The 24,339-nt window shown below is 63.8% G+C and carries 18 protein-coding genes; 6 read left to right on the forward strand and 12 right to left on the reverse strand.

From position 1 onward, the window contains the following. The first annotated feature begins 522 nt into the window (after positions 1 to 522). The 3 genes from PX52LOC_RS19850 to PX52LOC_RS19860 all read left to right on the forward strand — a co-directional run bounded on the left by PX52LOC_RS19850 (position 523) and on the right by PX52LOC_RS19860 (position 4,061). Positions 523 to 966 carry an SHOCT domain-containing protein gene (locus PX52LOC_RS19850; protein WP_149111729.1) on the forward strand — a complete coding sequence of 148 codons (444 nt, stop codon included), beginning with the start codon at positions 523 to 525 and terminating at the stop codon, positions 964 to 966. Positions 967 to 1,172: 206 nt separating this feature from the next. Continuing rightward, positions 1,173 to 2,465: an ATP-dependent Clp protease ATP-binding subunit ClpX gene (clpX, locus tag PX52LOC_RS19855; RefSeq protein WP_149111730.1), complete on the forward strand. Its 1,293-nt coding sequence runs from the start codon at positions 1,173 to 1,175 to the stop codon at positions 2,463 to 2,465. A gap of 114 nt (positions 2,466 to 2,579) precedes the next feature. Beyond that, complete coding sequence (locus PX52LOC_RS19860; protein ID WP_149111731.1) at positions 2,580 to 4,061, forward strand: hypothetical protein; 1,482 nt, start codon at positions 2,580 to 2,582, stop codon at positions 4,059 to 4,061. A gap of 307 nt (positions 4,062 to 4,368) precedes the next feature. Here PX52LOC_RS19860 and PX52LOC_RS19865 read toward each other — a convergent pair whose 3' ends face one another. Continuing rightward, the gene (locus tag PX52LOC_RS19865; RefSeq protein WP_149111732.1) at positions 4,369 to 5,262 is read right to left on the reverse strand and encodes a hypothetical protein; all 894 of its coding nucleotides are present in this window, start codon (positions 5,260 to 5,262) and stop codon (positions 4,369 to 4,371) included. On the opposite strand from PX52LOC_RS19865, the gene PX52LOC_RS19870 reads away from it, so the two are divergent. Beyond that, on the forward strand, positions 5,261 to 6,730 hold the full coding sequence (locus tag PX52LOC_RS19870) for a recombinase family protein (RefSeq protein ID WP_149111733.1): 1,470 nt from the start codon (positions 5,261 to 5,263) through the stop codon (positions 6,728 to 6,730). The genes PX52LOC_RS19865 and PX52LOC_RS19870 overlap by 2 nt on opposite strands. On the opposite strand, the gene PX52LOC_RS19875 is transcribed toward PX52LOC_RS19870, so the two are convergent. Genes PX52LOC_RS19875 through PX52LOC_RS19890 form a run of 4 tightly spaced genes read right to left on the reverse strand, consistent with a single transcriptional unit; the run spans position 6,627 to position 10,636 of the window. Then, positions 6,627 to 8,033, reverse strand: a complete 1,407-nt coding sequence (locus tag PX52LOC_RS19875) for a vWA domain-containing protein (RefSeq protein WP_149111734.1) — start codon at positions 8,031 to 8,033, stop codon at positions 6,627 to 6,629. The two genes, PX52LOC_RS19870 and PX52LOC_RS19875, sit on opposite strands and share 104 nt — an antisense overlap. Before the next feature lie 9 nt (positions 8,034 to 8,042). After that, positions 8,043 to 8,534, reverse strand: a complete 492-nt coding sequence (locus tag PX52LOC_RS19880; protein ID WP_149111735.1) for a hypothetical protein — start codon at positions 8,532 to 8,534, stop codon at positions 8,043 to 8,045. 33 nt (positions 8,535 to 8,567) lie between these two features. Then, positions 8,568 to 9,821, reverse strand: a complete 1,254-nt coding sequence (locus PX52LOC_RS19885; protein WP_149111736.1) for a hypothetical protein — start codon at positions 9,819 to 9,821, stop codon at positions 8,568 to 8,570. Next, a complete protein-coding gene (locus PX52LOC_RS19890) occupies positions 9,821 to 10,636 on the reverse strand; it encodes a MotA/TolQ/ExbB proton channel family protein (protein WP_149111737.1) in 816 nt (271 codons plus the stop codon). Before PX52LOC_RS19890 ends, PX52LOC_RS19885 begins: the two co-directional genes overlap by 1 nt. 211 nt (positions 10,637 to 10,847) lie before the next feature. Here PX52LOC_RS19890 and PX52LOC_RS19895 point away from each other — a divergent pair, with 211 nt between their 5' ends. Next, a complete protein-coding gene (locus PX52LOC_RS19895; RefSeq protein ID WP_149111738.1) occupies positions 10,848 to 12,152 on the forward strand; it encodes an FG-GAP repeat domain-containing protein in 1,305 nt (434 codons plus the stop codon). Positions 12,153 to 12,236: 84 nt separating this feature from the next. On the opposite strand, the gene PX52LOC_RS19900 is transcribed toward PX52LOC_RS19895, so the two are convergent. From PX52LOC_RS19900 to PX52LOC_RS19925, 6 genes are all read right to left on the reverse strand, one after another. After that, positions 12,237 to 13,562: a Gfo/Idh/MocA family protein gene (locus PX52LOC_RS19900; protein ID WP_149111739.1), complete on the reverse strand. Its 1,326-nt coding sequence runs from the start codon at positions 13,560 to 13,562 to the stop codon at positions 12,237 to 12,239. A gap of 64 nt (positions 13,563 to 13,626) precedes the next feature. Further along, a complete protein-coding gene (locus PX52LOC_RS19905) occupies positions 13,627 to 14,934 on the reverse strand; it encodes a 3-keto-disaccharide hydrolase (protein ID WP_149111740.1) in 1,308 nt (435 codons plus the stop codon). A gap of 164 nt (positions 14,935 to 15,098) precedes the next feature. Further along, on the reverse strand, positions 15,099 to 16,082 hold the full coding sequence (locus PX52LOC_RS19910) for a Gfo/Idh/MocA family protein (protein WP_149111741.1): 984 nt from the start codon (positions 16,080 to 16,082) through the stop codon (positions 15,099 to 15,101). A gap of 139 nt (positions 16,083 to 16,221) precedes the next feature. After that, positions 16,222 to 16,722 (reverse strand): protein-tyrosine phosphatase family protein, encoded by a 501-nt coding sequence (locus PX52LOC_RS19915; RefSeq protein WP_149111742.1) that lies wholly within the window; start codon positions 16,720 to 16,722, stop codon positions 16,222 to 16,224. A gap of 91 nt (positions 16,723 to 16,813) precedes the next feature. Further along, complete coding sequence (locus PX52LOC_RS19920) at positions 16,814 to 17,584, reverse strand: hypothetical protein (protein ID WP_149111743.1); 771 nt, start codon at positions 17,582 to 17,584, stop codon at positions 16,814 to 16,816. A gap of 237 nt (positions 17,585 to 17,821) precedes the next feature. Further along, positions 17,822 to 22,531, reverse strand: coding sequence for a glutamate synthase-related protein (locus tag PX52LOC_RS19925; protein ID WP_149111744.1), 4,710 nt, complete (start codon positions 22,529 to 22,531; stop codon positions 17,822 to 17,824). A gap of 300 nt (positions 22,532 to 22,831) precedes the next feature. On the opposite strand from PX52LOC_RS19925, the gene PX52LOC_RS19930 reads away from it, so the two are divergent. Next, positions 22,832 to 22,936, forward strand: a complete 105-nt coding sequence (locus PX52LOC_RS19930; RefSeq protein ID WP_149111745.1) for an LPXTG cell wall anchor domain-containing protein — start codon at positions 22,832 to 22,834, stop codon at positions 22,934 to 22,936. Between the two features lie 93 nt (positions 22,937 to 23,029). Here PX52LOC_RS19930 and PX52LOC_RS19935 read toward each other — a convergent pair whose 3' ends face one another. Next, a complete protein-coding gene (locus tag PX52LOC_RS19935; protein WP_149111746.1) occupies positions 23,030 to 24,337 on the reverse strand; it encodes a hypothetical protein in 1,308 nt (435 codons plus the stop codon). Between the last annotated feature and the right edge of the window lie 2 nt (positions 24,338 to 24,339).

The raw sequence follows: 24,339 nt of genomic DNA on the forward strand, positions 1-24,339 counted from the left end.
ATCCACCTTGCGGTCGTCCGCCGTTCCAGAGAGTCTCGAACCGTCATCGGCTTGCAAGGAATATGACGGGTGCCGGGTGGAAGTCGGCAAACAAGCCGTCGGGGAAGCCGGGTCGGAAGGTTCGGGAAGAATCTCAGTTCGGAGGAGAGGAACTCGGGACGGAACCGCAAGAGCACCAATCCGTTGATGCTGCGAAAATTATAAACGGTCCGGAGGAACCGTCAAGTTGGGCAACCCCGGCCGAATCGGATTCCGTCGCCGAAATCTACTTCACAAGCCGGCCCGGTGCCGGAGTTACCGCGGGGAATTCGGTCGGGAAGGGCACCTCGTTTTCGCCCCGACTGGCACGCTGAGACCGACCCGCACGGTCGCCGCAGTTGGCCGAGTTGATTGCCGAAAGTGGTTTGGTGTCAGGTTTGGTGTGAAGTCTCTAGACAGGTGATGGGAGCGACGAACTTTCCCCGGGCTGTTTGCCGGCTATGCTGATGGTATCCGGCTCGCCCTTCTGCCGAGACTTCAAGTATGGACCCGAACGCTCAAGCCGTCCCGATGCCGCCCGAACCGCTACCGGCCCCGGAACCTCCGCCGCACCCGCCCGAAGCCGGGGCCATTGTGCCGCAGGCCGCTCCCAACGCGCCCGTCGGCCTCAACAAGGCGCAGGCCCGCCAGGACTTGATCTTCAACATGGTCTTTCTGGGGTTGGCGATTATTGGGGTGGCGGTGGTGTTCTCGCTTTTGAAATACTGGACGCGGCGTCAGACCGAGGACTGCGACACGTCCAGCCTCAGCTCGTTCCGCGAGATGTACGAGAGTGGCGAACTCACCGAGGAAGAGTACGAGCAGATCCGCAACAAGATGGCGGCGAAACTGAAAGGGAAGCTCGGCATCAAGCCGGGGGCCGCGACGCTGCCGAAGCCCGGTGTCGGCCGGACCGAATCGGAACCCCCACCCGAAAGTGCGAGTTGAAAATATTACAACGTACCTACGTCCGTTAGGCGACGTACAATCGGCAGACCTGATGATTCACGACCGTCAGGTTGGGCGAAACTGACACAATCGCTGTTCGGGCCGAAACGTGACGCGATATAGTTCAGCCACGCCCGGCAACGAAGGCCGGACCGCGAGGCCGAAAACTTTAACCCGAAATCAATTCTTCTCCTAACGAGGCGTCGATGGCAGATCGTACATCCGGTGAAGGCGGTAGCCGCCGGCCGACCAGTTCCACGGGTCGGAATCGAAATGCGTACTGCTCCTTCTGCCGCCGCAGTCACCGCGACGTCGGGCCGCTCGTGGAAGGCCCCGGCGACGTGTACATCTGTGGCGAGTGCATCGAACTGTGCCAGTCGATCATCGAACAAGAGAAGAAGCGGCGCGGCAGCGGCAAGACGGCGGCCGTCAGCACGCCGAGCCCGCGCTCGCTGAAGGAAAAGCTCGACCAGTACGTCATCGGCCAGAGCCGGGCGAAGAAGACGCTCTCGGTCGCCGTCCACAACCACTACAAGCGGCTCGCCCACACCGACGGTGGCCGCAACGACGTCGAGATCGAGAAGAGCAACATCCTGCTCGTCGGCCCGACCGGTAGCGGCAAAACGCTGATGGCCCGCACGCTGGCGAAAATCCTCGACGTGCCGTTCGCCATCGGCGACGCGACGACGCTGACCGAAGCCGGGTACGTGGGCGAGGACGTTGAGAACCTCCTACTGAAACTGCTCCACGCCGCCGACTTCGACGTGGAAGCCGCCCAACGCGGGATCGTTTACATCGACGAAATCGACAAGATCGCCAAGACGAGCCAGAACGTCAGCATCACCCGCGACGTGTCCGGCGAGGGCGTGCAGCAAGCCCTGTTGAAGATGCTTGAAGGGACGGTCTCTAACGTGCCGCCGCAAGGGGGCCGCAAGCACCCGGAACAGCAGTACATCCAGATCGACACGTCGAACATCCTGTTCATCTGCGGCGGGACGTTCGTCGGCCTGACCGACATCATCAGCAAGCGAATCGGCCGCAAGATGATTGGCTTCGGGGCGAGTACGGAGCGGAAGGAAGGCAGCGAGGCCGAACTGCTGAACCAAGTCATCGCCGACGATTTGATCGAGTTCGGCATGATTCCGGAGTTCGTCGGCCGGCTGCCGGTGTTGGCCCCGCTCGACCCGCTGGACGAAGAAGCCCTCATCAAGATTCTCACGGAGCCGAAGAACGCCCTCGTGCGGCAGTACCAGAAGCTGTTCGAGATGGAGGGGGCGAGCATCGAGTTCGAAACCGGCGCGCTCCGCGAAATCGCGAAACTCGCGAAGGCCCGCGACACGGGTGCCCGCGGCCTGCGGGCGATCGTGGAAGACCTGATGGTGGACGTGATGTACGAACTGCCCGACCTCGAACACAAGGGCACGCACGTGGTCAACGCGGACGTGGTCCGCGGCACGCGGCGGCTGTTCGAGAAGAAGCCGGGTAAGAAGAGCGCCTAGTGGGTGGTACAGTACTTTGTGACAATCCGGCGGAAAAACCGCCGGATTTTTGTTTGAGCGCCCCAGCTTCGTCGATAGCATGCCGCTATCCTCTCCTCCTCCGTGACCGAGCCGATGTCGTCTGAACTCCTGGTAGCGCTGGCTCCCCTTCTGGACCGCCTTCAAGTTTTGGTGAAATCCGACCCGAAACTGCGGCAAGAGGTCTTCGCGGTCGGGCACGCCCTCTGCCAGTGGGCGGAAGGCGTGATGCGCCGCGAGAGCCCGTCCATCGAATCGCGGCCGCTCGTCGTTCCGCCGCCGCAGTCCGGGACGCCCCTGCCGTTTGCGAACCCCCTGACACCACGCCGGGTTGATGACACGGTCACGCCACCCCCCTCCGGCACGGACGAGGCGGGCTGGATGCCGCAGGAACCGGCCGTCATCGCGGCCCGGTGTCGGGCCAAGGGCGAGGCGACGAAGCTGCTGGCGAAGAAGTACGCCAACGCCATCGACGACGCACAATTTGCGAAGGCTTCCGTCGAGGTCCGGGCTCAGGCCGATAAGCTGCCGAAGTGTACGCTCTGGATGCTCGACATGCTGTCGCTCACGCGGGCGGCGGTCGTGTGGGAGGATCTCGTCGGCGGGTACACCGCCGCAGCGATGGCCGCCGAACTCGTGCAGGCGGTGACGGAGCCGGGTACGAAGATCGAGTCCGACTACGTCTTGCAGGCGTTGAACCTGGCCGCGGAGGCGCAGTCGTTGCTGTTCTCGGCCGTCATCGACACCGGCAATCCGCGGCCCGACGCCGATCAGATTCAACTGTACGTGACCGTGCGGGAGTGCGCCGCCGCCCGCGGCGTCTACATCCACCGCTACCTGCGGCGGGAAGACCGCGTCGACCCCCGGTCGTGGCCGGGGCTGCTCAAGCGAGTCTCGATGGCCCTGGAGCCGTTCACCACGTCGAAGCGGCAATCGGCCGCGGCGAAGAAGGTCCTCGCCAACCTGCGGTTCAAGCTGAAAAAGGCTGTGGCGGACGGCTTCGACCGGTTCGACGAGTGGCCGCGGGTCATGGAACTCTTGGACGAGGCGATCACCGCCGGGGTCGAGGCCGCCAACGCCGAACTACACGAGATTCTGCTGCCGGTCATCGACGGGCTGCCCGACGAATTGCCCGCGTCGGCGAGTGCGGTTGCCGTGTTCCGCGAAATCGACCGGGCGCTCGCGAAGTTGACCAAGTTGGATTTCTCGGCCGTGCCGTTGACCGACGACGTGATTACGTCTCGCCCGCACCTGCACAAGCAGGTCGTGGTCGTGGTCGGCGGGCAACTCCGCACGCTGGAAAAACAATTCCTGGAACAGACGTTCGAACCCACTGAACTGGCTTGGGTCGGCGGTGCCGATCTCGTCCCGGGCACAACTTTGGAATCGCTCATCGCCCGCCCGGCCACGTCGCTTGTGATGTTCGCATCGCGCTGGGCGAACGTCGAATTCCCGGAAGTTCAGCGCCTCTGCACGGCCCATTCGAAGTGGCTCGTCCGATTGCCCGGCGGCTACCATCCCAACGCCGTGGCGCGACAAATTCTCCGCCAACAACAGGCCGCCCGCGCGAAGGCGTGACACCGCCCGAAATGTGAACGTCCTACGGCTTACTCATCCCCACGAAGCAACGCAAAGAGTAACGAGAACATCCTGCTCTTATTATGCCTGGGGGTCGGAGACATGCCCGCCGGAGGCTGACACAGCAAGGTATCATCCGTGACACCTTATTCTGCCGGGATTTGAGCATGCACTGCCCCTCGCCGGACGGGCCGCGCCCGATGAAGGTGTTCCCGAAGGTCGGGTTCCACAAGCCACTGAGGACGAACCCGCACGTCGTCTTCGTGGAGTTCACCTACGCCGCACAGCATCCGGGCCGGGTCGAGGGTCATGGTTGGCCCTCAACGTACAGCGAACCCCGGCCGAGCGCCCGCTCAAGTTGTTCCCGGGCTAGGGCGACGAACTGTCCGGGACCGGCTTCCGGACAGCCGTGTTGCCGCCAGATGTCCATAGCAAGCGCGTCAACCTTCTCCCTAAACAGCCTCGCCTGCCGGTCGGCCGCCTTCTCGGCGGCTCCGAGGCCCGAATGGTCGTGCCGGAGGGAGTTGAGCACGTCGGGTGTGATACCGTGCTCCTGGCAGTACCGGCCGAACCAGCCCGAGATCACCCGCCCGGCGTTGCCCATCACGAGGCTAGCCTGCCAGATGGTGGTGAAGAACAACCACGTCAGTACGCTACGGTGACCGTAGACCTCGGTGAGGCACTCGCTGAACTGGCGCTGCCGTTTCGCGTCCGGTTGGTGCGCGTACTGCGTGTACAGGAACACGTCGATCAGCCGCTTGGTGGTAAACGTGCATGTGCCCGGCGACAGAAACGGCGGCACGTCCGGGGGTCCGGCCAACTGGCTTCGATACTCGGCAGCGACCCCGGCGACCCAGCGGCCGTAGGGGTGATCGCCCATTGCCCGAATGAACACGTCCGTCGCTTTCAGGAAGTTGGCCGGTTCGTTCTCCATGTACAGGCGGCGGAAGATCGTCACGAACGACCGCACCTCGTCGTCAGTGACGGCGGTTTCGAGCGTCGGGGCGCTTCGGGGACCGATGGTGATAGTCCCAACCGTCTTGAGCGACCCCGGGCCGTCCCGCCGGAATGCCGAGTCCAGCATCTCCTGCAAGTCGCGGGTGAAGTAGTCGGGGATCGCCACCCGAGGGCAGCACCTCTGGACCACGCACGTCGTCACCACCGGGGCGAAGAAGGGGGAGACGAAGTACGAGATCATCATGCCGGACGGGAGCAGACACGAGCGAGACGTTCCGCCCCGCAAGGCCGAAACTGACCGGATCGTCTACGTCCCGAGCTACGACCGGAGCCGGATGGACACGGTGAAGTATGTCTTCACCACCTTCGCTACCGAGAGCATCACCGCCGCGCGATTCGCAATACGGCTCAACGAGTTGGGGATGCTGCGGTACGGCAGGCCGTGGTTGCGGATGACGGTCGAGGACATGCTCCAGAACCCGGTGTACATTGGCATGGTCCGGTTGAACAAGACCAGCCGAGGCGAATTCACGCGGTACGACGGCGAGCAACTGGTCGCGGCCTCGAACCAAGACCGCAAGACGAGACGGAACCCGGTGGAGCAGCAAATCATTGTTCAGGGCAAACACGAAGCGGTGATCGACCTGCCGGTCTGGGAGACGGTGAACAACAAGCTGCAAGGACGAGGACGGCGGCCTCGGCCACCCCGTCTCGACGATCTCTGGCTTCGCGGCATACTGGTGTGCGCTGGTTGCGACAAGCCGATGCACGTCGGCCGCACCAGCAGCACGAAGGGTTACGTCTGCGGTAGTTACTACATGTACAACCAGACGCGCAGCCAGAAGTACTCTACCGGCTGCGGTCGAAACTGGATTGCCCACGACACAGCCGAGCAATTGATCCTTGCTCAGGTGGGCGACATTTCCGACCGGCTACAGCGGCCGGAGGACCGGATGGTACGCAACGAACTGGTATTGAACCTTCTCGGGGGCAACCGGGATATCGAACTGTTGCTCATGCGAGCGGTGAGAGACTATCTCAAGGGCATGGAGGAGTTGTTCGAGAGGGCCAATCACACCAAATTTCTGCGGGAGATTTACGCTCCGGCGGATCGTGTCAAAGGCACCGTTCGGGACACTGAACTGGCCGAACTGATCGCTGCACACGCCGACGACGACCTGAGCCCAGAACGGGCGAAAAAGCTGTTCGTCCTGTTCGAGGAAGAGAAGGTCAAGCTCGCCAAAAAGAAAGTGGCCGAGTTGAGGGAAGAGTACGCAGTGTGGGTGCGGGCCAAGGGGCGGGCCGAGACTGAGCGGGAACTGCAAACCTCCCGTGAGCGAGTGGTCGAAATGGACGGACAACTCCGGGAATGGGAGGAGCGGCTGATACCGCTAGAGGACCGGTTGGCCGAACTGCGGGCTACGGTTGCTGAGCGAGAGAAGAAGATCGACGAGTACTGGGACATCCTCGGTGGTAAGAACAACCGGCGGAAGGCCGAGGTGGTCCGTGAGATGTTCTCGGCCGTAGCTCTGCATTTCCGGCAGGTCAAACGGCCGAAAAGCGTGCTGACAATCCTACTTCCGGAGGAGACCGAGTTTCGAGTTAATCTTAAGGGCGACTCATCCCCACGAAACTGCCCGCGTTCTCGCGGGACAAGGCCCACAGGAACGCCCCGACTTCGGGGCTTTCGAAGAAGAAGCCCACGGAGTTGATCTTCACCCGTTTCGCGTCGCGCTCCGGGTTCCAGACAGTGCGGAGTGACTGGCGGATGTGCTTGGTGAGGTAGTCGATCCGCTGGTTTTCGGTGATGTTTTTCACGTCCGGCGGGATACCCGCACCGCTGGTCGGGAGGCCGTCGGAGAAGAAGTAGATGGTGTCGAGGCCGTCCGGCTTCAGGCGGAACGCGAGGTCGAAGGCCTCATACATGTTCGTGTCGCCGACCGGGTCTTCGTTCAGCAGTTTCTCGCGCACGGCTTTTTGCGATTCCGCGCCCGCGTAGCGTTGCCAGGCTCCACCGGCAAAAAGATAGCGCGCGGTGCGAGAGAAGAGCACCACCTGAAACTGCTCCAGGTCCGGCAGGCTCCGCATCACCTTCGTCACCGTCTCGACCACAATGGGCCATTTTTCCGGGGCGGCCGTCTTGTCATCGACCAACTTCATGCTGCCGGACATGTCCACAACGAACACCACCCGGCGGCCGGTCATGGCGATGCCCGCGAACTTGGCGTCGCTCTCGATCCGGAGCTGATCGACCTTGTCGGCGAGTTTCTTCTTGTCGCCCTGTAGGTCGACGATGTTCACGTTCGCGTCGTCGAGTTTCTTCTGCAAGTCCCGGGTGGCGGCCTTCGCGGTGGCGAGTTCGTCGCCCGACTTTCGCATCGCGGCGAGGTCGGCCTTCGCGTCGTCGGCGGCTTTCGCGATGGCCCGCATCTTCGCGTCGGCGTCGTCGAGTTGCTCGGCCGCCTTCTTCGCCTTCAGGGCGAGCGCTTCTCGCTCGGCGTCCTTGTCGCGGAGAAGTTTCTGAAGGTCCGTCGATGATTCCGTCAAGGCGGCCACTCGCATCGTCAGGTCTTTGCTCTCCTTCGTTTTCTTGGCCAGTTCGTCGTCCAACTCGGTGAGCTGCACGGCCGTTTTCGCCAACTGGGTTTCGAGGCTGGCAACGTCGGTCGTCGATTTCGCGAGCTTGGTTTCGAGGTTGGTGATCTCGGCCTTCGCCACGGCGAGTTTCTGGGCAGTCGTGTCGCGGTCGGTCGTGGTCGCGAGGAGCTTTGCCTTGAGGTTGTCGATCTCCGCGTTCAAACTGCGGCGGGTGGCTTCGAGTTCCTGGCTGGTCGCGAGGAGTGTGGACCGCGTGGCCGCAAGTTCGGAAATCGCGGCCTTGTTCCGCTGGGCTTCCTGGGCCGCGTCACGGTTACTGACGAGCCAGAGCAGCGTGACGCAGCCGAGGGCGCAACAAAACACGTCGAGCATCCACATGCTCACCAGCGTCGGCGTCTTGTGGCGGGTGCGAAGCATGGGTGCGACTCAGGTCAGGCGGAGGACGTTTGCCAGGCGGTACCAGTAGTACGTCTTACGGAGGAGCCACCGAGGTCCACCGCCGATCGCCCGCATCTCTTCTTGGGCGTTCCATGATGAGGTGACGGTGTAGTTGTGGCAGCCAAAGCAGATGGCCAACTGTAGCCAGTCGTTTCCCTTTTCGACGCGGACGCCCCATTCGCCATCGAAACACAAAGCACTGCCGCCGTCGTAGCCCATCACCGCATCAGCTAGACCCGTTCCAATTCGCTTGGCGGTGAACTTCGGGATCAGCACCCGGCTACGGACGAGGAATCCGTTGAAGCGTTCTTCTGGCAGCACGCGAACGTTTGGCTTGCGCGGGCCGAACTCTTTCTCCCAGGAATCGTCGTCGCCGTCGTCGTCGTAGGCGAGGCCCAAGAGTTCCATGCGGTCGGGATCGATCAGTAGTTCCGCTTCCCAGGCGGAAAACTTCGGTCGGTGGATGGGCGGAAGTCCCATGCTCGCCCCCGTTCGTGTAGAACCGTTTGGGTGTCAAACTGACCGTTGGCCGCGGGTTTCGGGCCGGGGCTTGGCGGGCGGCGGCACTTCCCACGCGATCACGCCGTCCAGGTGGACGCGGGGCAGGGTGCCGGCCAGCCAGCGGGCGTGAAGGGCGGCGGCGGCTTCCGTGGCGGCGTCGGGCGGGAGCACCGAGACTTCCGTTTGCTCGGCCGAGTTCTGATAGACCGCGGCGGCCAGTCCGGGCAGCTTCGCGGCCGTGTCGGTCAGCCAGATCCCTCGGGGCGGGATCGCGAGGCCGGCTCCCGCGAACAGGTTCCGCATTTCCTCGGTGGCGAGTTTGATCAGCGGCGCGCAGTGCGCATCGAAGTCGGTCGGTTGTTGCACGATGTCCTGATACCACTTCTCGGTCCGCACGCTGAGCGTGACCGGCTGCGCGTGCCGGATGCGGTCCAGGGCCACGTCGAGTTGCTCGAACAGGGCTTGCTCGGCCGTCGCCGAGTCACGCGGGTCGCGGCGGCAGAGCCGCACGCAGCGGTCGGAGGCGGCGTCGATCAGCCGATCCTTCCACGCCTTTAGCGACAACCGCGGCCACGTCGCAAGATGCAACAAGCGGGCTTCCCCCGGTTGTACGTTTACGACCGCGGCCGAGAGTGCGTACTCGTCCGCGTCCACGATCACGACCGCCCCCGGCCCACCCGCTTGCGGGCGGATCGGCACGACCCAGGAGGACTTTTCTTCCTTCGGTGCCGAGGGCGATTGTTTTCGCGGGGCGAGGAATGCATTCGCACGGTGGGAGACGATCGCGAGCGGGGCGGACCCCGTTCCGGTGAGGGGCAACTTGGCCTTCATCGCCAGTGCCCATAGTGCCTTCATCTGCGGGGCCGCGAGGTACGACGGTACGACCAGAACGCCGCCGTCGGCCTCGGCCGTGAGCGGGCCGCGGAGCTTGTCGAAGGTAGCGGCGAGGGCCGATTCCGGCGTCAGTGACACGCGGTTCCCCCGCCACTCGCGGACCTGGCCCAGTTGTGGGAGGAAGTTCGCGCAAACGAGGTGCGGCAGCGTCCGGCAGATCGAGTACCCCTGCCGCCCGACTTCCGGCGTCCGGCGTTCCAGGTTGATGAACAGTGGCAACTCGTCCTGGGCGTCGTCGAGCGTTACGGCGTTGATGTGACCCCCGGCTGCCGCGATGGCGCGGACGCGAGAGGCCGTCAGGTCCACGCCCATCAACTTGGTCCGCTCGTGCGAGGCCGTTGCCGATCGCTTCGTCGTGCCGAATCCGAACATCAGTTCTTCTCCCCGCCGTCGGCCCTGGGGTCGTACAACCGCAGCAACAAGTGCTCCTGGCAATATTCCTGGCAGTCGATTACCAGTGTTTCTTCGGACCGTTGGACCGAGTGCAGCAGGTACATGAGCACGATGCTGAGCACCAGGGCCACCAGGGTACAGTCGAAGGCGATCTTGAGCTGGTCGGTCGCCACCCGGAGGAACGTCGCGTTGTCGATTTCTTGCGTGCCACCGAGGCCGAACGACCCAGCCAGCCCGCGGACGGTGCCGATGAAGCCGATGGCGGGGATGGCCCAGGCCAGGTAACTGACGAGGCCGCCCATGCTCGCCGTCAGGCGACCGTACTCGATGTCGGCCTGATTTCGCACCACTTCCGCCACGTCCGGGGCGGCTTTGCTGACGGCGTACTTCCCGAGGCCCAGGCGGATCATGTTCGCCAGGATGTACGGCCCGCCGCGACTGCTCACCTGATCGACCTTCCGCGCAAGGGGGCGAGCGTCTTCGGGCAAGATTCTCGCACCCTCGTCGGTCGGCAGCAGTTCCAGGTGAAAGGCGGCCCGTTGGCGGGAGACTTCGCGGGAACGGACGATCAGCACGAGCGTCGCCCACACGAAACAGAGGTAGCAGGCGACTTGTTCCGGCCCGAGGAGCAGCTTCGAGATGCGTTCCGGCGTCCACTTCGCCAGGAACTCGGCCCGCGTTTCACCACTGCCGGTGAACTGCCACAGCGGGATGACCACGGCTCCGACGACGACGAGCGCGACGACGAGTAGCAACCATTCGCGGGCCGGTTTATGGGACGAACGCAAGGACATCCACTGTCTCCAACCCACGCGGAAGGGAATCGGGTACTTCGCCCCCGCCGATCGGCCGTGCTGGCCTTGATTCATTGTCCCGGCACACGCCCGGCGGTCAAGTCACACTTTGCCGGTCGTAGCGGTTTCGGTCCTGCCGAATAAACAAACTGTGCGGGTCGGCGAAGATGCAGTCGACCGAAATTTAGAACACTGACTGGAGATTCGATCCATGCGCGCCAAGATTTGGCCCTCTCTCGGCTTGGCTCTGCTCCTGTTAACTGGCACAACCGCGCCAGCCGCCGAACCAAAACTGCAGGACGCCCCGCCGCCGCCGGCCGGCTTCCCGAAGTTCGTCTGGCAAGAGATCGACGCCAGCCTGAAGATCGGCTACGCCGTCATCCTCGAAGACCTGAACGGCGACAAGAAGCCGGACATCATCGTCGTAGATCAGCACAAGATCGTCTGGTACGAGAACCCGACCTGGAAGAAGCGAGTCATCCTCGACGGCAAGACGAAGCCGGACAACGTCTGCATCTGCGCCCTGGACATCGACGGCGACGGCGACTTGGAACTCGTCGTCGGGGCGGGGTGGAAGCCGTTTGACACGAAGAACCCCGGCACTCTGCAATGGCTGAAACGCGGCAAGACGATCGACGACACGTGGGACGATTACGCCATCCCGTGCGACGAACCAACGGTCCACCGGATTCGCGCGATCGACCTCGACGGCGACGGCCGGAAGGAAATCGTCCTCGCCCCGCTGATGGGCCGCGAGGCAACACAGGCGGCGAACTGGACCGACGGCCGGCCGGTGCGGATTCTGTCGTACAAGGTGCCGGCGACCCCGCACAAGCCGGAGAGTTGGAAGCCGACGGTACTGAGCGAAGAACTGCACGTCGTCCACAACTTCGCCCCGTTCACGCCGCCCGGGGCGAAGAAGCCGATGAGCCTCATGACCGCCAGTTACGAGGGCTATTCCGCGATCATCCTCGGGGCCAACGGCACCAAGACTCAGACGAGTTTGACCCACGAAGCCAATCAAGCCAACCCGAAGTCGAACCGCGGATCCAGCGAGATCAAGCCCGGCACCTTGCTGAAAACGAGCCAGGGCGGCGGCATCGACCGCTCGACTGGGGCGGTCGTCGCGACCGTCGAACCCTGGCACGGCAACGAAATCGTCGTCTACACCGGACCGAGCGGCAAGAAGCCGACACGGCAAGTTCTGGACAACCACCTGCGCTGGGGCCACGCCGTTTCGTTCGGTGATCTCGACGGCGACGGGGCGGACGAACTGGTTATCGGCGTTCGGGACAACCCGGCGAAGGACGACAAGTTCACTGAGAAACGCGGCGTTCGCTTGTACCGCAGTGCCGACAGCACCGGCGAGAAGTGGGACCGGTACATCCTCGAAGACGGCGGTGTGGCGGTCGAAGACTTGGCCGTCGGCGACCTGAACGGCGACGGCCGGCCGGATATTGTGGCTGTTGGCCGCGCGACCGGCAACTGTCGCATCTACTGGAACCAGGGTCGGTAAGAAGTGCGGAATGCGGAGTGCGGAACGCGGAGTGAAAACCAAAAAGCCGGGGTTTCTTGCCTTTCACTCCGCGTTCCGCACTGGTCACAGCGATTCGGCGATTTCCCAGCCCTTGCGGTACTCGCGGCGGACGAACTTGTTCGCCGCGGTGTCGTTGGTGATCGTCATCTTCGCGGCGTCCCACTCCAACTTCTTGCCCGGTACCCGCGTTGCCAGACAGCCGAGTAGCACGAACTCCGTCAGCGGGCCGGCGAACGAGAACGGGGCCGACGCCTTGTCCTCACCGCGGCACGCTTCCACGAACTGCACGAAGTGGTCCTGAGCCGGCAGCTTCGGCAGGTCTTTCTTCTCCTTGAACTTCTCCTCCGGCAGTAACACCGGCATCCCGATGTACGGCGAGTACATCACGCCTTCGGTGCCGATGTAGATGCTGCCTTGGTCGTTGAGTTTCCGGCTGCCGAGGTGCTTCAGCACGTCTTCCGGTGGGCGGCGGGGGCCGTTCGTCCAGTTCAGCGTCAGCGTCTCGGTGGTGTACTTCGTTTCCGGGAACTCGAACGTCACGGCCGTTTCCAGCCCCCAACTGTCGGCGTGGGCCGACTCGCCGGTCGATTGAATCGTCTTCGGTGCGGTCAGAGCCAGCGAGTTGAAGACCGGGTCGAGAATGTGGCAGCCCATGTCACCGAACGTGCCGGCCCCGAAGTCGAGCCGCTTCCGCCAATCGCCGGGGTGGTAGTATCCCTTGATAAACGGCCGATCGGCCGCGACGCCGAGCCATCCGTCCCAGTTGAAGTTCGCCGGGACGGGGTCCGTGCGGTCCGGCCGGGAGGTCTTATCGCCCCACATTTTGCCGCTCCAACTGTGGACTTCCTTCACCTTGCCGATGGCCCCGGACTGGATGATCGCCACCACCGTACGGTGCTCGGCCGACGAGTGGATTTGAATGCCCATCTGGGTGACGAGTTTCTTGTCGGCCGCGACCTTCGCCATCAGCCGCGACTCGGCTACCGTCTGCGTCAGTGGCTTCTGCGTGAAACAGTGCAAGCCCTGCCGCATCGCCCGCAGGCTGATCGCCGCGTGCATGTGGTCCGGCGTCGAGATGCACGCCGCGTCGAGGTTCTTTTCTTCGTCGAGCAACTTCCGCCAGTCTTGGTAAACCTTCACGTCCGGGAACTTCTTCTTCACGTTCGCGATCCGGCCGAGATCGACTTCGGCGACGGCAACGAGCTTGAAGTGCTTGCTCCGGGCCATCTCGGAGAAGTCCGAGAACGCCCGGCCGTCGGCCCCGAACCCGGCGACGGCGACCGTCTCGCTCGGGGCAGCGGTCGCGTGCGCGCGGAACACGGTAGGGGCCGCGATGACGGCTGCCGCGCCTTTCAGGGCCGCACGGCGGGTGATGCGAGGGGAAGTCATGGGGAATCTCCAAAAGGGAAAATGAAAAAGCCCACCCGCGGAAGGGTGGGCCGGAGAGTTTCGATTACTTGCTGAGAGCCTTGATCTTGATGTTGCGGAAGGCGACCGGGTCGTTGTGGCCGGCGAGGCCGAAGTAGCCGGTCGTGCGGTCCTTGCCCGGGTGCGGCGAGTTGGCCATGTACGGCTCCTTCACCTTCGACAGGTCGCCGTCGAGGATGAGGTTACCGTTGAGTTCGACCTGGATCGTGGAACCCTTGATCGTCACCTTCTCGAAGTTCCACTCGCCGATCGGCCGCTGGTAGCCGCGCTTGGCCGCGATCATGCCGTAGGCCGAGCCGTGCGCCTGCCGCGGGTCGATGCCCTTGTAGTCGTCGTCGAGGACTTGCAGTTCGCACATGCCGACGTAGGCCGTGTCGCCGCTGCCGGGGTAGCGAATCGCGAGGCCGTTGTTGCCGTTCTTCGGCAGCTTGAATTCGAACGTCGTCACGAAGTCGGCGTACTCGCCCTTCGTGTGCAGCACGCCGCCCTTCTTCGGCTTGCAGACGATCGCGCCGTCCACGACTTCGTAGTTCTCGACCGCGCCGGCCCACCCGTCAAGCGTCTTGCCGTCGAAGATTGGCGTCAGCCCTTCGCTCGCCTTCTTCTCGAGCATCGCGTTCGCCTCGGCCGGCGTGAACTCCTTGAGGAAGATGTTCCGCCAGCGGATCTCGCCGCCGTGCGTTTGTAGCAGGAACTTGCCGACCTTCGGCAGCGGGTTCGCCTTATCGAAGTAGCTCTCCAGCATCGCGTGATCGACGACGAGCTTGTCGTTCAGGTAGATGGTGGTGATGGAGCCGAGTTGGACGATGCGGAACTTGTTCCACTCGCCCAGCGGCTTGTCGGCGAGGACGAGCGGGTCTTTGCCCTGCTTGTACTTGGTGTTGTTCCACAGGCCGCCACTGCCGAACTTCTTGCCGAGGCCCGTTGGGTCGGCTTCCGTCGAGTCCCAGATTTGCACCTGCGGCGTGTTCTTCAGGTAGATGCCCGAGTCGGCCTTCGCGACGGTCTTGTACTCGATGAGCAGTTCGTAGTCGCCGTAGTCCTTGTCGGTCGCGAGGTACGCCCCGTGACCGTCGTTCACCAATTCCTCGTTCTGCACGCTCCAGTGCTTCTTCGCGTCGGCCGTCCACTCTTCGACTTTCTTCGCTTGCTCCTCAGGCGTGAGCTTCGCCAAATCTTGCGGGGCGGCCCCCTTGCCGTGGATGGCCCAGCCGTGCCAGCCGGTCAGGTCTTTGCCGTTGAACAAGGCCGTGAAGCCGGTCGGCGGTTCGACGGCGGACGCGGCAAACGGCGCGAGGAGGAGGAAGAGAATCGCCAGTGTGATCCGACGCATAACGGGTTCCCGAGTCGAGGAAGAATTGCGCTGCCGGGGCGGCAGGTCAGTGGAGGGTACCTCGATCATACGTGAACGGCGGCGGTCGGAAAGGGGCGATCCGACCGCGCCTGGACGCAACATTCCTTAGAAACTCAGGCCGGGAAGCCTCGTGACCCCAATCGTCACAGTCGGACGACGCTGCTGCTGCGGATCGACTCCTCGGCCGCCTCGATCATCTTCTGAGCGGTGACGGCGTCTTCGAGCGTACTCAGCGGCGGCAGGTCGTGGCGGAGGCAGTCGACGAGGAAGTGTCGGACCTCGTTCATGACGCTGCCCTGGTACGCGGTGTACGTCTGTGAGTGCACGAGGCCGGGCTTGATCTCGACGTGGTCGCGGTAGCTGTACCGGGTGCTGCCGGCCGTGCCGATGACCTTGACCATGACCGTCCACGGGTCGGCCGCGTGGTCGTCGGCCGCGAAACTGGCGCAGAAGTGGGCGAGGGCGCCGTTGTGCAGCCGCATCTGCACCATCGCGATGTCTTCCTCCTTGTACTCCTGGTAGTGCAGGGTGGCCTTCATGGCACACAGTTCGACCGGCTTCCCGACGAGGTAGAGCAGGATGTACGAGTGGTGCGTGAGGATCTGCCGCACGACGCCGGGGTATCGCTTCGCGACTTCCTCCGGGTGGTGGATGTTGTACATCACGTAGGCCGAGACGATCTTGCCGAGGTCGCCGCCATCGACGAGTTCCTTCGTGCGTTGCATCGACGCTTCATAGACGTAGTTGTGCCCCGGCAGGCAGACGAGTTTCTTGGCGTCCGCGAGCGTCCGCATCTGCTCGATTTCTTCGACCGACTGCCCGACCGGCTTCTCGACCAGCACGTGCTTGCCGGCCTTCAGCGCCGCCGCGGTGTATTCGAGGTGCGTCTCCAAGTTCGTGAGGATGAACACCGCGTCGATGAGCGGGTCGGCGAGCATGGCTTCGATGGTCGGATAGTTCTTGCACCCGAACTGTTTGGCCCGCTCCTCGGCCCGCTCCTGACTGCGGTTCCAAAGGCCGTAGAGCTTCGCCCCCGGCGTCCGCTGGACGGCCTTCGCGTGCAAAATCGAGATGTCGCCAGCCCCGATGAAGCCGACGCCGATGGTGTCCTTGGTGATCTTGGCCATGAGTGGTCTCGGTGGGAGATGGTTCGCAAGCGGTCTGAAGTGCTTTATATAGCCCCCGCTTGCGGGGGTACGGGACGAGCCTTCGACTCTCACGAACCGAGCCTCCCGCGGGAACTGCGTCGCGATGAGAAAGACGCCATCAGCGGAGGAAGGCCGATTTGGCGAACGCCGCGATATACTCTCGCTGCTCGGCCGTCTCCGGAACGGGACAGCCGCGGGCCGCGCTCACATGGCGAACCGCAGTCTCCACTTCCACCTCGGCAGCAACCAAAGCGCAAATAGCCACCGTGGCCGCGCGGCCGATGCCTTGCCGGCAGTGGACCGCGATGGTTTCGCCGCTCGCGAGCCGCATCCCGATGTCGGCGATGAAGGCCGAGAACGCTTCGCGCGATGTGGGCACGTCACGGTCGGCAATCGGGAACGCGGTGAAATGAATGCCGTTCGCCCGGCACAGATGGCTCTCTTCGGCGAGGCCCAAATCCGCGACCTCATCGGCGACGAGGAGGGAAACGACGCCGCTGACCTCGGCCCGCCGCCAAGCTTGGACCTCGTCCTCCAGCCAATCGCCGCCACGTGGTCGCGGCATGATCGCGAGGCGGCCGGGCCAATCGGCCGTAATCCAGTGCAGTTCGGTTTTCATGATGTCGGCCCACGTGGTGCGATTCCGGGTAGGAAGGCAAGAAGCACGGGCGTGGCCCGTGCTTCGGTAGGAATCGGTAACGTCCTGCGGGTCAGGTCGTCTTCGCCGCCCGGCGGCGGACGAACGGGGTGAGGCAGCCCATCCCGATCAGCCCGACCAGCAATCCGCCCGGTCCCGGCGTTACCACGGCCCCGCCGCCGCTGGGGGCGGACAGGTTCAACCCTGCCACGTCTGTGGACGAAAGTGCTCCCTGATAGACTTGGATGCGAAACGCCGTGCCGGAAGGCGCCTCGCCCCCGTTCGTAATGCTGTCGTCGGTGAAGAATGTTGCCACGTTGTTCATGGCATTGAAGACGGCATTCGAACTACTGTCTAAAAAGCTAATTTGTTGCGACCCATTCACGTACCCGACGACATTGCCCATTGCGTCACGGGTCAACACAACAGTGGCAGATGTCCCAGCCGTGAACTGGCCCGCTGTGCTGGAGGCGAACGGGTAAAAGTTAAACGCGGTGTTGAGGTTGTACAGGCCGGCATCGGCACTACGATTTTTGAAGTCGAGGATCTTCCGATACCCGTTGAGTTGATCGAACTCGAAGAGCAAGGCGATGGAGTAACTACTGCTGAGCGACCCGGTGAGGCCGTTGCTCAACGTTAGCCCTTGGTTTGCGCTGAACGCATAACCGCCATCGGCGAACATCCCCCCCCCAAGGGACGAAAGGGCTGGCCCGTTACCCTGCAAATCCGCATAGGACGATTTCCGCAGGTCGTAGTCGAGGTACGGCGACATGAATGCCGCCCGAGAAACGGGGGCCAGCGTCGCGAGAATAGCCACAGACAGGAAAGAGGTGATAGTCTTCACGGCTCGAATCTCCGGAGCCAGTAGAAGTTAACGTCGGCGGATCCGTCTCTGCCGCAGGCTTCAAATTAATGCCTAGTATAAATCGTCCACAAACCATAGGGCAAATATAATTTGACGATTATCCTGAATTTAACGATATGGCAGGAACGTCGGGCAATCTGACAAGAGGTGATGGAGTCGGGGCAGGAATGTTGAGATTCCTGTCCCGAACCAGTGGTTCGGGACAGGAAAACGTGGTCATCCCGCCGCCGTGCCGACGGCGCGGAAGTCCTCCATCGCCCGGGCCACCGCGAGCGGGACGACCTTCTTCAGCCGCTGTTCGCGGCGGATGTCGGCCCAGCGGTCGAGGATGCGCTTCGCTTGTCGGCTGCCGGTCCGCTCGTGGTACTGCTTCACCAACGGGTGCAGCCACTCGTAGTCGGAGTGCTTGCACGGCAGCACGGCCACGCTGCTGCTGTGCAGCTTGTTGGCCAGTTCGTTCTTCGGGTCGAACACGAACAGTTCGCCGCCGGTCATGCCGCTGCCGACCTCGTTCTCAATCGGGCCGAGGATCACCACCCGGCCGCGGGTCATGTACTCGCAGGCGTACTTGCCGGCCGCTTCCGCCACGATCGTCGCGCCGCTGTTGCGGATGCCCAGGCGGTGGCCGGCGCGGCCGCCGATGAACACCTGCCCGCCGGTGGCGCCGAAGGCGACGTTGTTGCCGGCCACGCTCATGATCTCGCCGCCGTAGTCGCTCGCCTTGTAGTCGAGCGTCACCACAATGCTGCCGCCACTGATCCCCTTCGCCAGCCCGTCCTGGCAGAAGCCGTGGAGTTCCAGGTCCAGGCCGTCGATGCACCACGCGCCGAAACTCTGGCCGGCCTCGCCCTCGAACTTCACGCGAATCTTCCGGCCATTCGGCATCCCCTCGCGGCCGTAGAGACTCGCGATGCTACCGGCGATGGTAGCCCCCACGCTGCGGTCGCTGTTCTTGATTTTGAACGTCAGGGCGGCGTCCTGCGCCAGGTCAATCGCGTCGGCCAGGGCGGCCACCATCTTCTGATTCAAGTTCGGGCCGGCCGGCTCGCAGACGCCGATGGTCCCACGGAACTGCGGGAACTTTGGTTCCAGTTTGTCGAGGGCCATGTCTTCGCGCAAGAACTTCGACACGTCTACCTGGGCCGGGCGGCCCTTGACGTCCGGCCGGCGTTCGAGCAGGTCGGAGCGGCCGGTGATCTGGCCGACGTGCGTGAAGCCCATCTCGGCGAGCAAACAACGCACCTCCTCGGCGACGGCGTGCAGGTACGCCTTCGTGTGTTCCGGGTGGCCCTTGAAGATTTCCGGCGAGCCGGTGATGCCCGTCGGGCAGTTCGGGATGTGGCAACTCTTGCACACGATGCAGCCGACTGACACCATCAACCCCTGGCCGAAGACGAACTGGTCGGCACCCAGGAGCGAATACTTGATGACGTCCCAGCCGTTCTTGATGCCGCCGCCGACGCGGAGCTTCACGCCCGTGCGGATGCCGTTCACGACGAGCGCCTGGTGCGCCTCACACAAGCCCATCTCACTCGGCAAGCCCGCGTGCTCCTTCGATGACACCATGGCCGCGCCGGTGCCGCCGTCGATGCCGTCGATCTCGATCACGTCGGCCCCGGCCTTTGCCACGCCGACGGCAATGGTGCCGATGTTCTCGACGGCGACGAGCTTCACCGACACGAGGATGCCCGGCTTCGCCGCCTTCAGGTCGTAGATCAGTTGCGCCAGGTCTTCGATGGAATAAATGTCGTGGTGCGGCGGCGGCGAGATCAGGTCGGTGCCCGGCTTCGCGAAGCGAATCTCGGCGATCTCACTCGTCACCTTCTTGCCCATGAGCTGGCCGCCCTCGCCGGGCTTCGCCCCCTGGGCCATCTTGATTTGCAACTCCTCCGCGTTAATCAGGTACTCAGCATCGACGCCGAACCGGCCGCTCGCCACCTGCCGGATGCGGCTGCGGAATCGGCTCTTGCGGAGGTCGCCGCCGAGGGCGTACACCTCCGGGTGAGCCTGCCGCTGCTGGCGGACCTTCTCCCAGAACGACCCCCACGCCCGCGGCGGGATGTCGTTGCGGAACCGTGACTCGCCGCCCTCGCCGGAGTTGCTGAACCCGCCGAGTTCGTTGAGGGCCGCCGCGATGGTCATGTGCGATGCGCCCGTGAGCGCGCCGTGGCTCATGGCCGCACCGCGGAAGTGGTTGACGATCAGGTCGTGGGCGTCTTGCACGCTCTCCTTCGGCACGGCCGTACCGGCCTTGATCTTGAACAGGTCTCGCAGCACCGTCGGCACGCGGGTGTTCACCATATCGGTGAACTTCTTGAACTTCGTGCCGACCTTCAATTCCAGCGTGTCGTCCTTCACCTTCGGCGGGGTGGTGTACGCGATCTCGCCACCGCCGCCGGCCGGCTCTGGGTGGGCCTCCAGGACGGCGTCGCGGAGGGCCATCCGCACCTTCGCGTTGAACGCGCGGTAGTCCATGTTCTTGCCCATCGGCCGGTTCTTGTTCGCCATCTCGTCGGCCCGCTCGACCCGCCACTTCGCGTCTTCGGCGAGATCGGCCAGGGTCAAGCCGCCGACACGGCTGGGGAAGTCGCCGAGGAACTGCATCAGTTCTGGGCCGAAGCCGACCGCTTCGAACAGCATCGCCCCGCGGTAGCCCTCGATGGTCGTGATGCCCATCTTCGAGATGACCTTCTTGATCGTGTCTTCGAGGGCCTCGAAGAGATTTTCCAACGCCTCCCGCGGGGCGATGGTGATGTCCTGCTTGCTCTCCGGGTGCTTGTAGGTGATGCCGTCCTTCACCAGCCGCAGCATCAGGTACGGGTGAACCGCATCGGCCCCGAACGCCACCAGCACGCAGATGTCGTGGCCTTCCTGAATGTCGCCGGCCTGCACGACGAGCGAACAGCGGTCGCGTAAACCCTGCTGGCAGAGATAATTGTGGACCGCTCCGAGCGCCATCAGCGACGGGATTGGGTCGATGCCGCGGCGCACGGCTTCCTTGTCCGAGAGGCAGAGGACGTGGTAGCCCTCATGAACGGCCCGCTCGGCGTCGCTGCGGAGCTTGTGAATCGCGGACTTCAGCGCCTCGGCCCCGCCTTGCAGTGGAAACGTCGCGTCGAGTAACTTGAAGCCGAGCAGTTCGTTCGCCTTGATCTCCTCGATGACCGCGTCGCTGATGACCGGCGACGGCAGTTCCATCTGCTTCACCGGCAGTTCGTCCGGGTTCATCGTGCCCCGATTCGGGAACGCTTTGCCCAGGTACGTCGATAGCGACATCGCCCCGCCCTCGCGGTACGGGTCGATCGGCGGGTTCGTGACTTCCGCGAACGTCTGCTGACAGTACTTGAACAGTGTCGGGTGGTGCTCGCTGAAGATCGTCAGCACGCGGTCGTGACCCATGCTCGACAGCGGCTCTTTCTTCAGCTTCGCCATGTCTTTGACGAACACGGCCCGCTCGAAGTCCCAGCCGCACGCTTGCAGCAGGTTTTCGAGCGTCCAGTTCTGCTCCTTCAGCATCGCGTCGATCACGTCCTCCACTTGTCGCGTGAAGTCGAAGCCCTCGGTGATGATTATCTGCCGGCGGTTGAGTTCGTGGATGTCGCCGAGTTCGGCCTTCGCCTCCTCGACGACGCGGCCCATGATCTGCTTGCTGTCGAGTCGCGTGCCGGTCTCGGTGTCGATGGCGATGATTTCACCGGGCTGGAGTTGACCGCTCGCGACGATCGTGGTGTTGTCGAGGCCGAAGACGCCGGTTTCCGAACCGATGTACAGCCAGCCGCGCTGGTCGGCGCACCACCGCACCGGGCGAAGGCCCATGCGGTCCACGAGGCCGACCATGTACCGGCCGTCGGTCGCGAGAATCCCCGCGGGGCCGTCCCACGCGGCGAGGCTGCCCATCGTGCGGCGGCAGTACGTGAACAGTTGGAACGCTTCCGCCCCCCACACGTCGGCTTCCGTGTCCCACACCGGCGGCACGGACAGGCGGAGGGAGCGCAGGAGACTCCAGTTCTGTTCGAGCAACAAGTATTCGAGCCACTCGTCGAGGCTGGCTGAGTCGCTCATCTTCGGGGTGCAGAGGTCGCCGCCGGCTGGTGGCGGCGTGAGGCCGCGGGAGAAGGCTTTCACCGCGTTGCGGTTGGTGCGGATGGTGTTGATCTCGCCGTTGTGGCAGGTGAAGCGGAACGGCTGGGCGAGCTTCCAGTTCGGGAAGGTGTTCGTCGAATAGCGGCGGTGGAAGATCGCGATGCCGGCTTCGAAACCGGGGGCGATCAGGTCCGGGTAGTAGTCGCACAGGTGCGGGCTGGTGAACAAGCCCTTGTAACTGACCAACCGCGTGGACAAGGACGGCACGTACACGTCGAGACCGGCCGCCTTGAACTCTTCGCGCAGCACGAGGCGTTGCCGGTAGAGGTACTGCTCGGCCGCGGTCGCGTCGCCTTCGACCTGGAACAGCCATTGCTCGATGGCCCCCGGCCGCGTGTCGCGGGCGGTCTTCGGCAGGATGCCATCGTTCGTCGGCACGGCCCGCACGCCGAGCAATTTCACCGGCCCGCCAGCGAGCTTCCGGCGGAAGATGCTCCGGGCGCGTTCGATCGCCGAGGGTTCCCGGTCCTGGATGAAGAACATGCCCACGGCGAGCCGGTCGTCAGCCCCCAGCGATCCGGCGTCGGCGAAGCCGAGTTTCTTCGCTTCTTCACGGAAGAAGGCCTGTGGGATTTGCAGCGTCAGCCCGGCCCCGTCCCCGGCCGCGCCGCAAACGCCGCCGCGGTGCTCCAGTGCCTTGAGGGCGTGCAAAGCCTTCTGGACGACCTCGGCGTTCGGCTTCCCGTCTTTGGCGGCGACCCCGCCGATGCCGCAGGCATCGCGGCCGATTTCGTCGGTATACAAGAGTTGTCCGGCGCGCACGAGTTCGAGACCTGCATTCATTCTCGGTACTCTTCGAAAGGGAGAGAGAAAGGTGATCTGCACAACCTCTCTATATTACTGTTGGGCAAGAAGTTGAACAGGCGGAAAACGGCACAGTTGCTTCATCCGGCAACCTAAGATCGTCGGCTGAAATGGTTCGTGAAAATTCTCGGATGGCTACTTGCATCGTGGAAAAGGGGCCGGTACAACACGAACCATGCGTTCCGGCGGCGAATGTGACCGACCAGACGCGGACTCGCTAATTCTGCCCTTCCTATAGGGACACCGTCTCACTCCCCATTTTCTGCGAAAGGGTCGGACATGGACTTCTTTAGTAGCTGGACCTTCATGCTGCTCATGGGTGGCGCGCTGGTGGGTCTGATCATTCTGCTCGTTGTCATGCAGAAGCGCAAGAACGACGAATAACTTTCGCACCGATCCGCCGTGCGTTTTCGACCCACGCTTGCGTGGGTCGCTTGCTTTAACGACCGCACGGACGGACGGACGGACGGACGGGCTTTACGGCATGACTTGCCACGCGGCCGGCACGCTGCGGTCGGTTTCGCCCTGGGAAATGAACCGCCCGCCGACGTAAAACCGCCCTTCGTCGTCGCGCGTCTGACTACCGTAGATCAACAACCCCTTCCAGGCGTTCGCCGACACGGGCACGGCCAACTTGGCCGCGGTCGCCCGCCGCGTTCGTAGGTCGAACGCCAGCCATTCGTAAGTCGGCTCGCCGCGAGATGGGCGGTGGCCGATGCCGACCAGATTCGACTCTCCGTCGTAGCTGAAGAGCGTGGGGCAGTAGCACTCGCCGTCCGGGTGGACGTTGCCGAGGTCCACGACGGCACTGCCGGTCGCCCGCGGCGTCAGACGGTACAAACGGCCCTTGTCGGTGACGAACGCGAACCCTTCGTCCTTCAGTTGCGTGACGCCGACGATGCCGTGCGAACCCGAATCGGGCGACGTGCTGTATCCGGTGAGCGGGAACGCGGCCTGTTCCTGTAACTTCTCGTCGTACTCAATCAACTCCACCTTGCCGGCCGTCACCCGCGGGACGAAGGCGTGGTCGCGGCCGTCGGCGAGGATGTTCCGCGTCGTGTGCCCGCCGACGGAGCCGACTCGCACCGTGTTGCTGAGCGTGCCGCGCTCGGTGTCCCATTGATAGAGGACGTGGCCGAAGTAGCCGAGGAAGTAGACGTAGCGCCCGCCGAGGGCGGACGCGATCACGGCCTCGCGAACGTCGGCCAAGTGTTCCCACTCGCCGCCCTCCGGCTTCACCCGCCACAGGTGCGATCCGAACGTCGGCAGCTTCGTGCCGTCGTCATTCTCGTCGCCTTCGTCGAGGGACGCGAAGTAGAGGAAGCCGTCCGCGGCCTGCCAGATCTTCGAGTGAATCTTGTTCTGGTTCTCTCGCGGCTTGGCGAGGCCGAGCCGCTTCAGGTTCTCGACCACGCCGCCGCGGTCGGTCGTGAGGTTCGTTGCGGGATCGAATTCGATCAGGTGGGCGGACAGCACGTCATTCCCGTCGGTGGACACGCCGTAATAAATGTGCCCGCGGTGGTCGCGGCCCGTGCTACCCCACACGGAAGCGGCCGCGTGAAACTTCGGCAACTCGATCGCCCGCACCGTGGGGATGCGGCCCGGATCGAGCGGCGTCCGCGTGAAGACGACGTTCTTGGGTTCAGGCGGCGGTGTCGGGCGAGGCACGTTTCGCCGCGGACCCGGTTCGTCCGGTGCGGACGGAGCAGGGGCCGCCGGTGGCGAGGACGAACTGCCGGCACACCCGGCGAGCAGGAGGAACAGCGGAAGAATGCGGCAGGACATCG

The sequence above is a fragment of the Limnoglobus roseus genome, from assembly GCF_008254045.1.
Lineage (GTDB): Bacteria > Planctomycetota > Planctomycetia > Gemmatales > Gemmataceae > Limnoglobus > Limnoglobus roseus.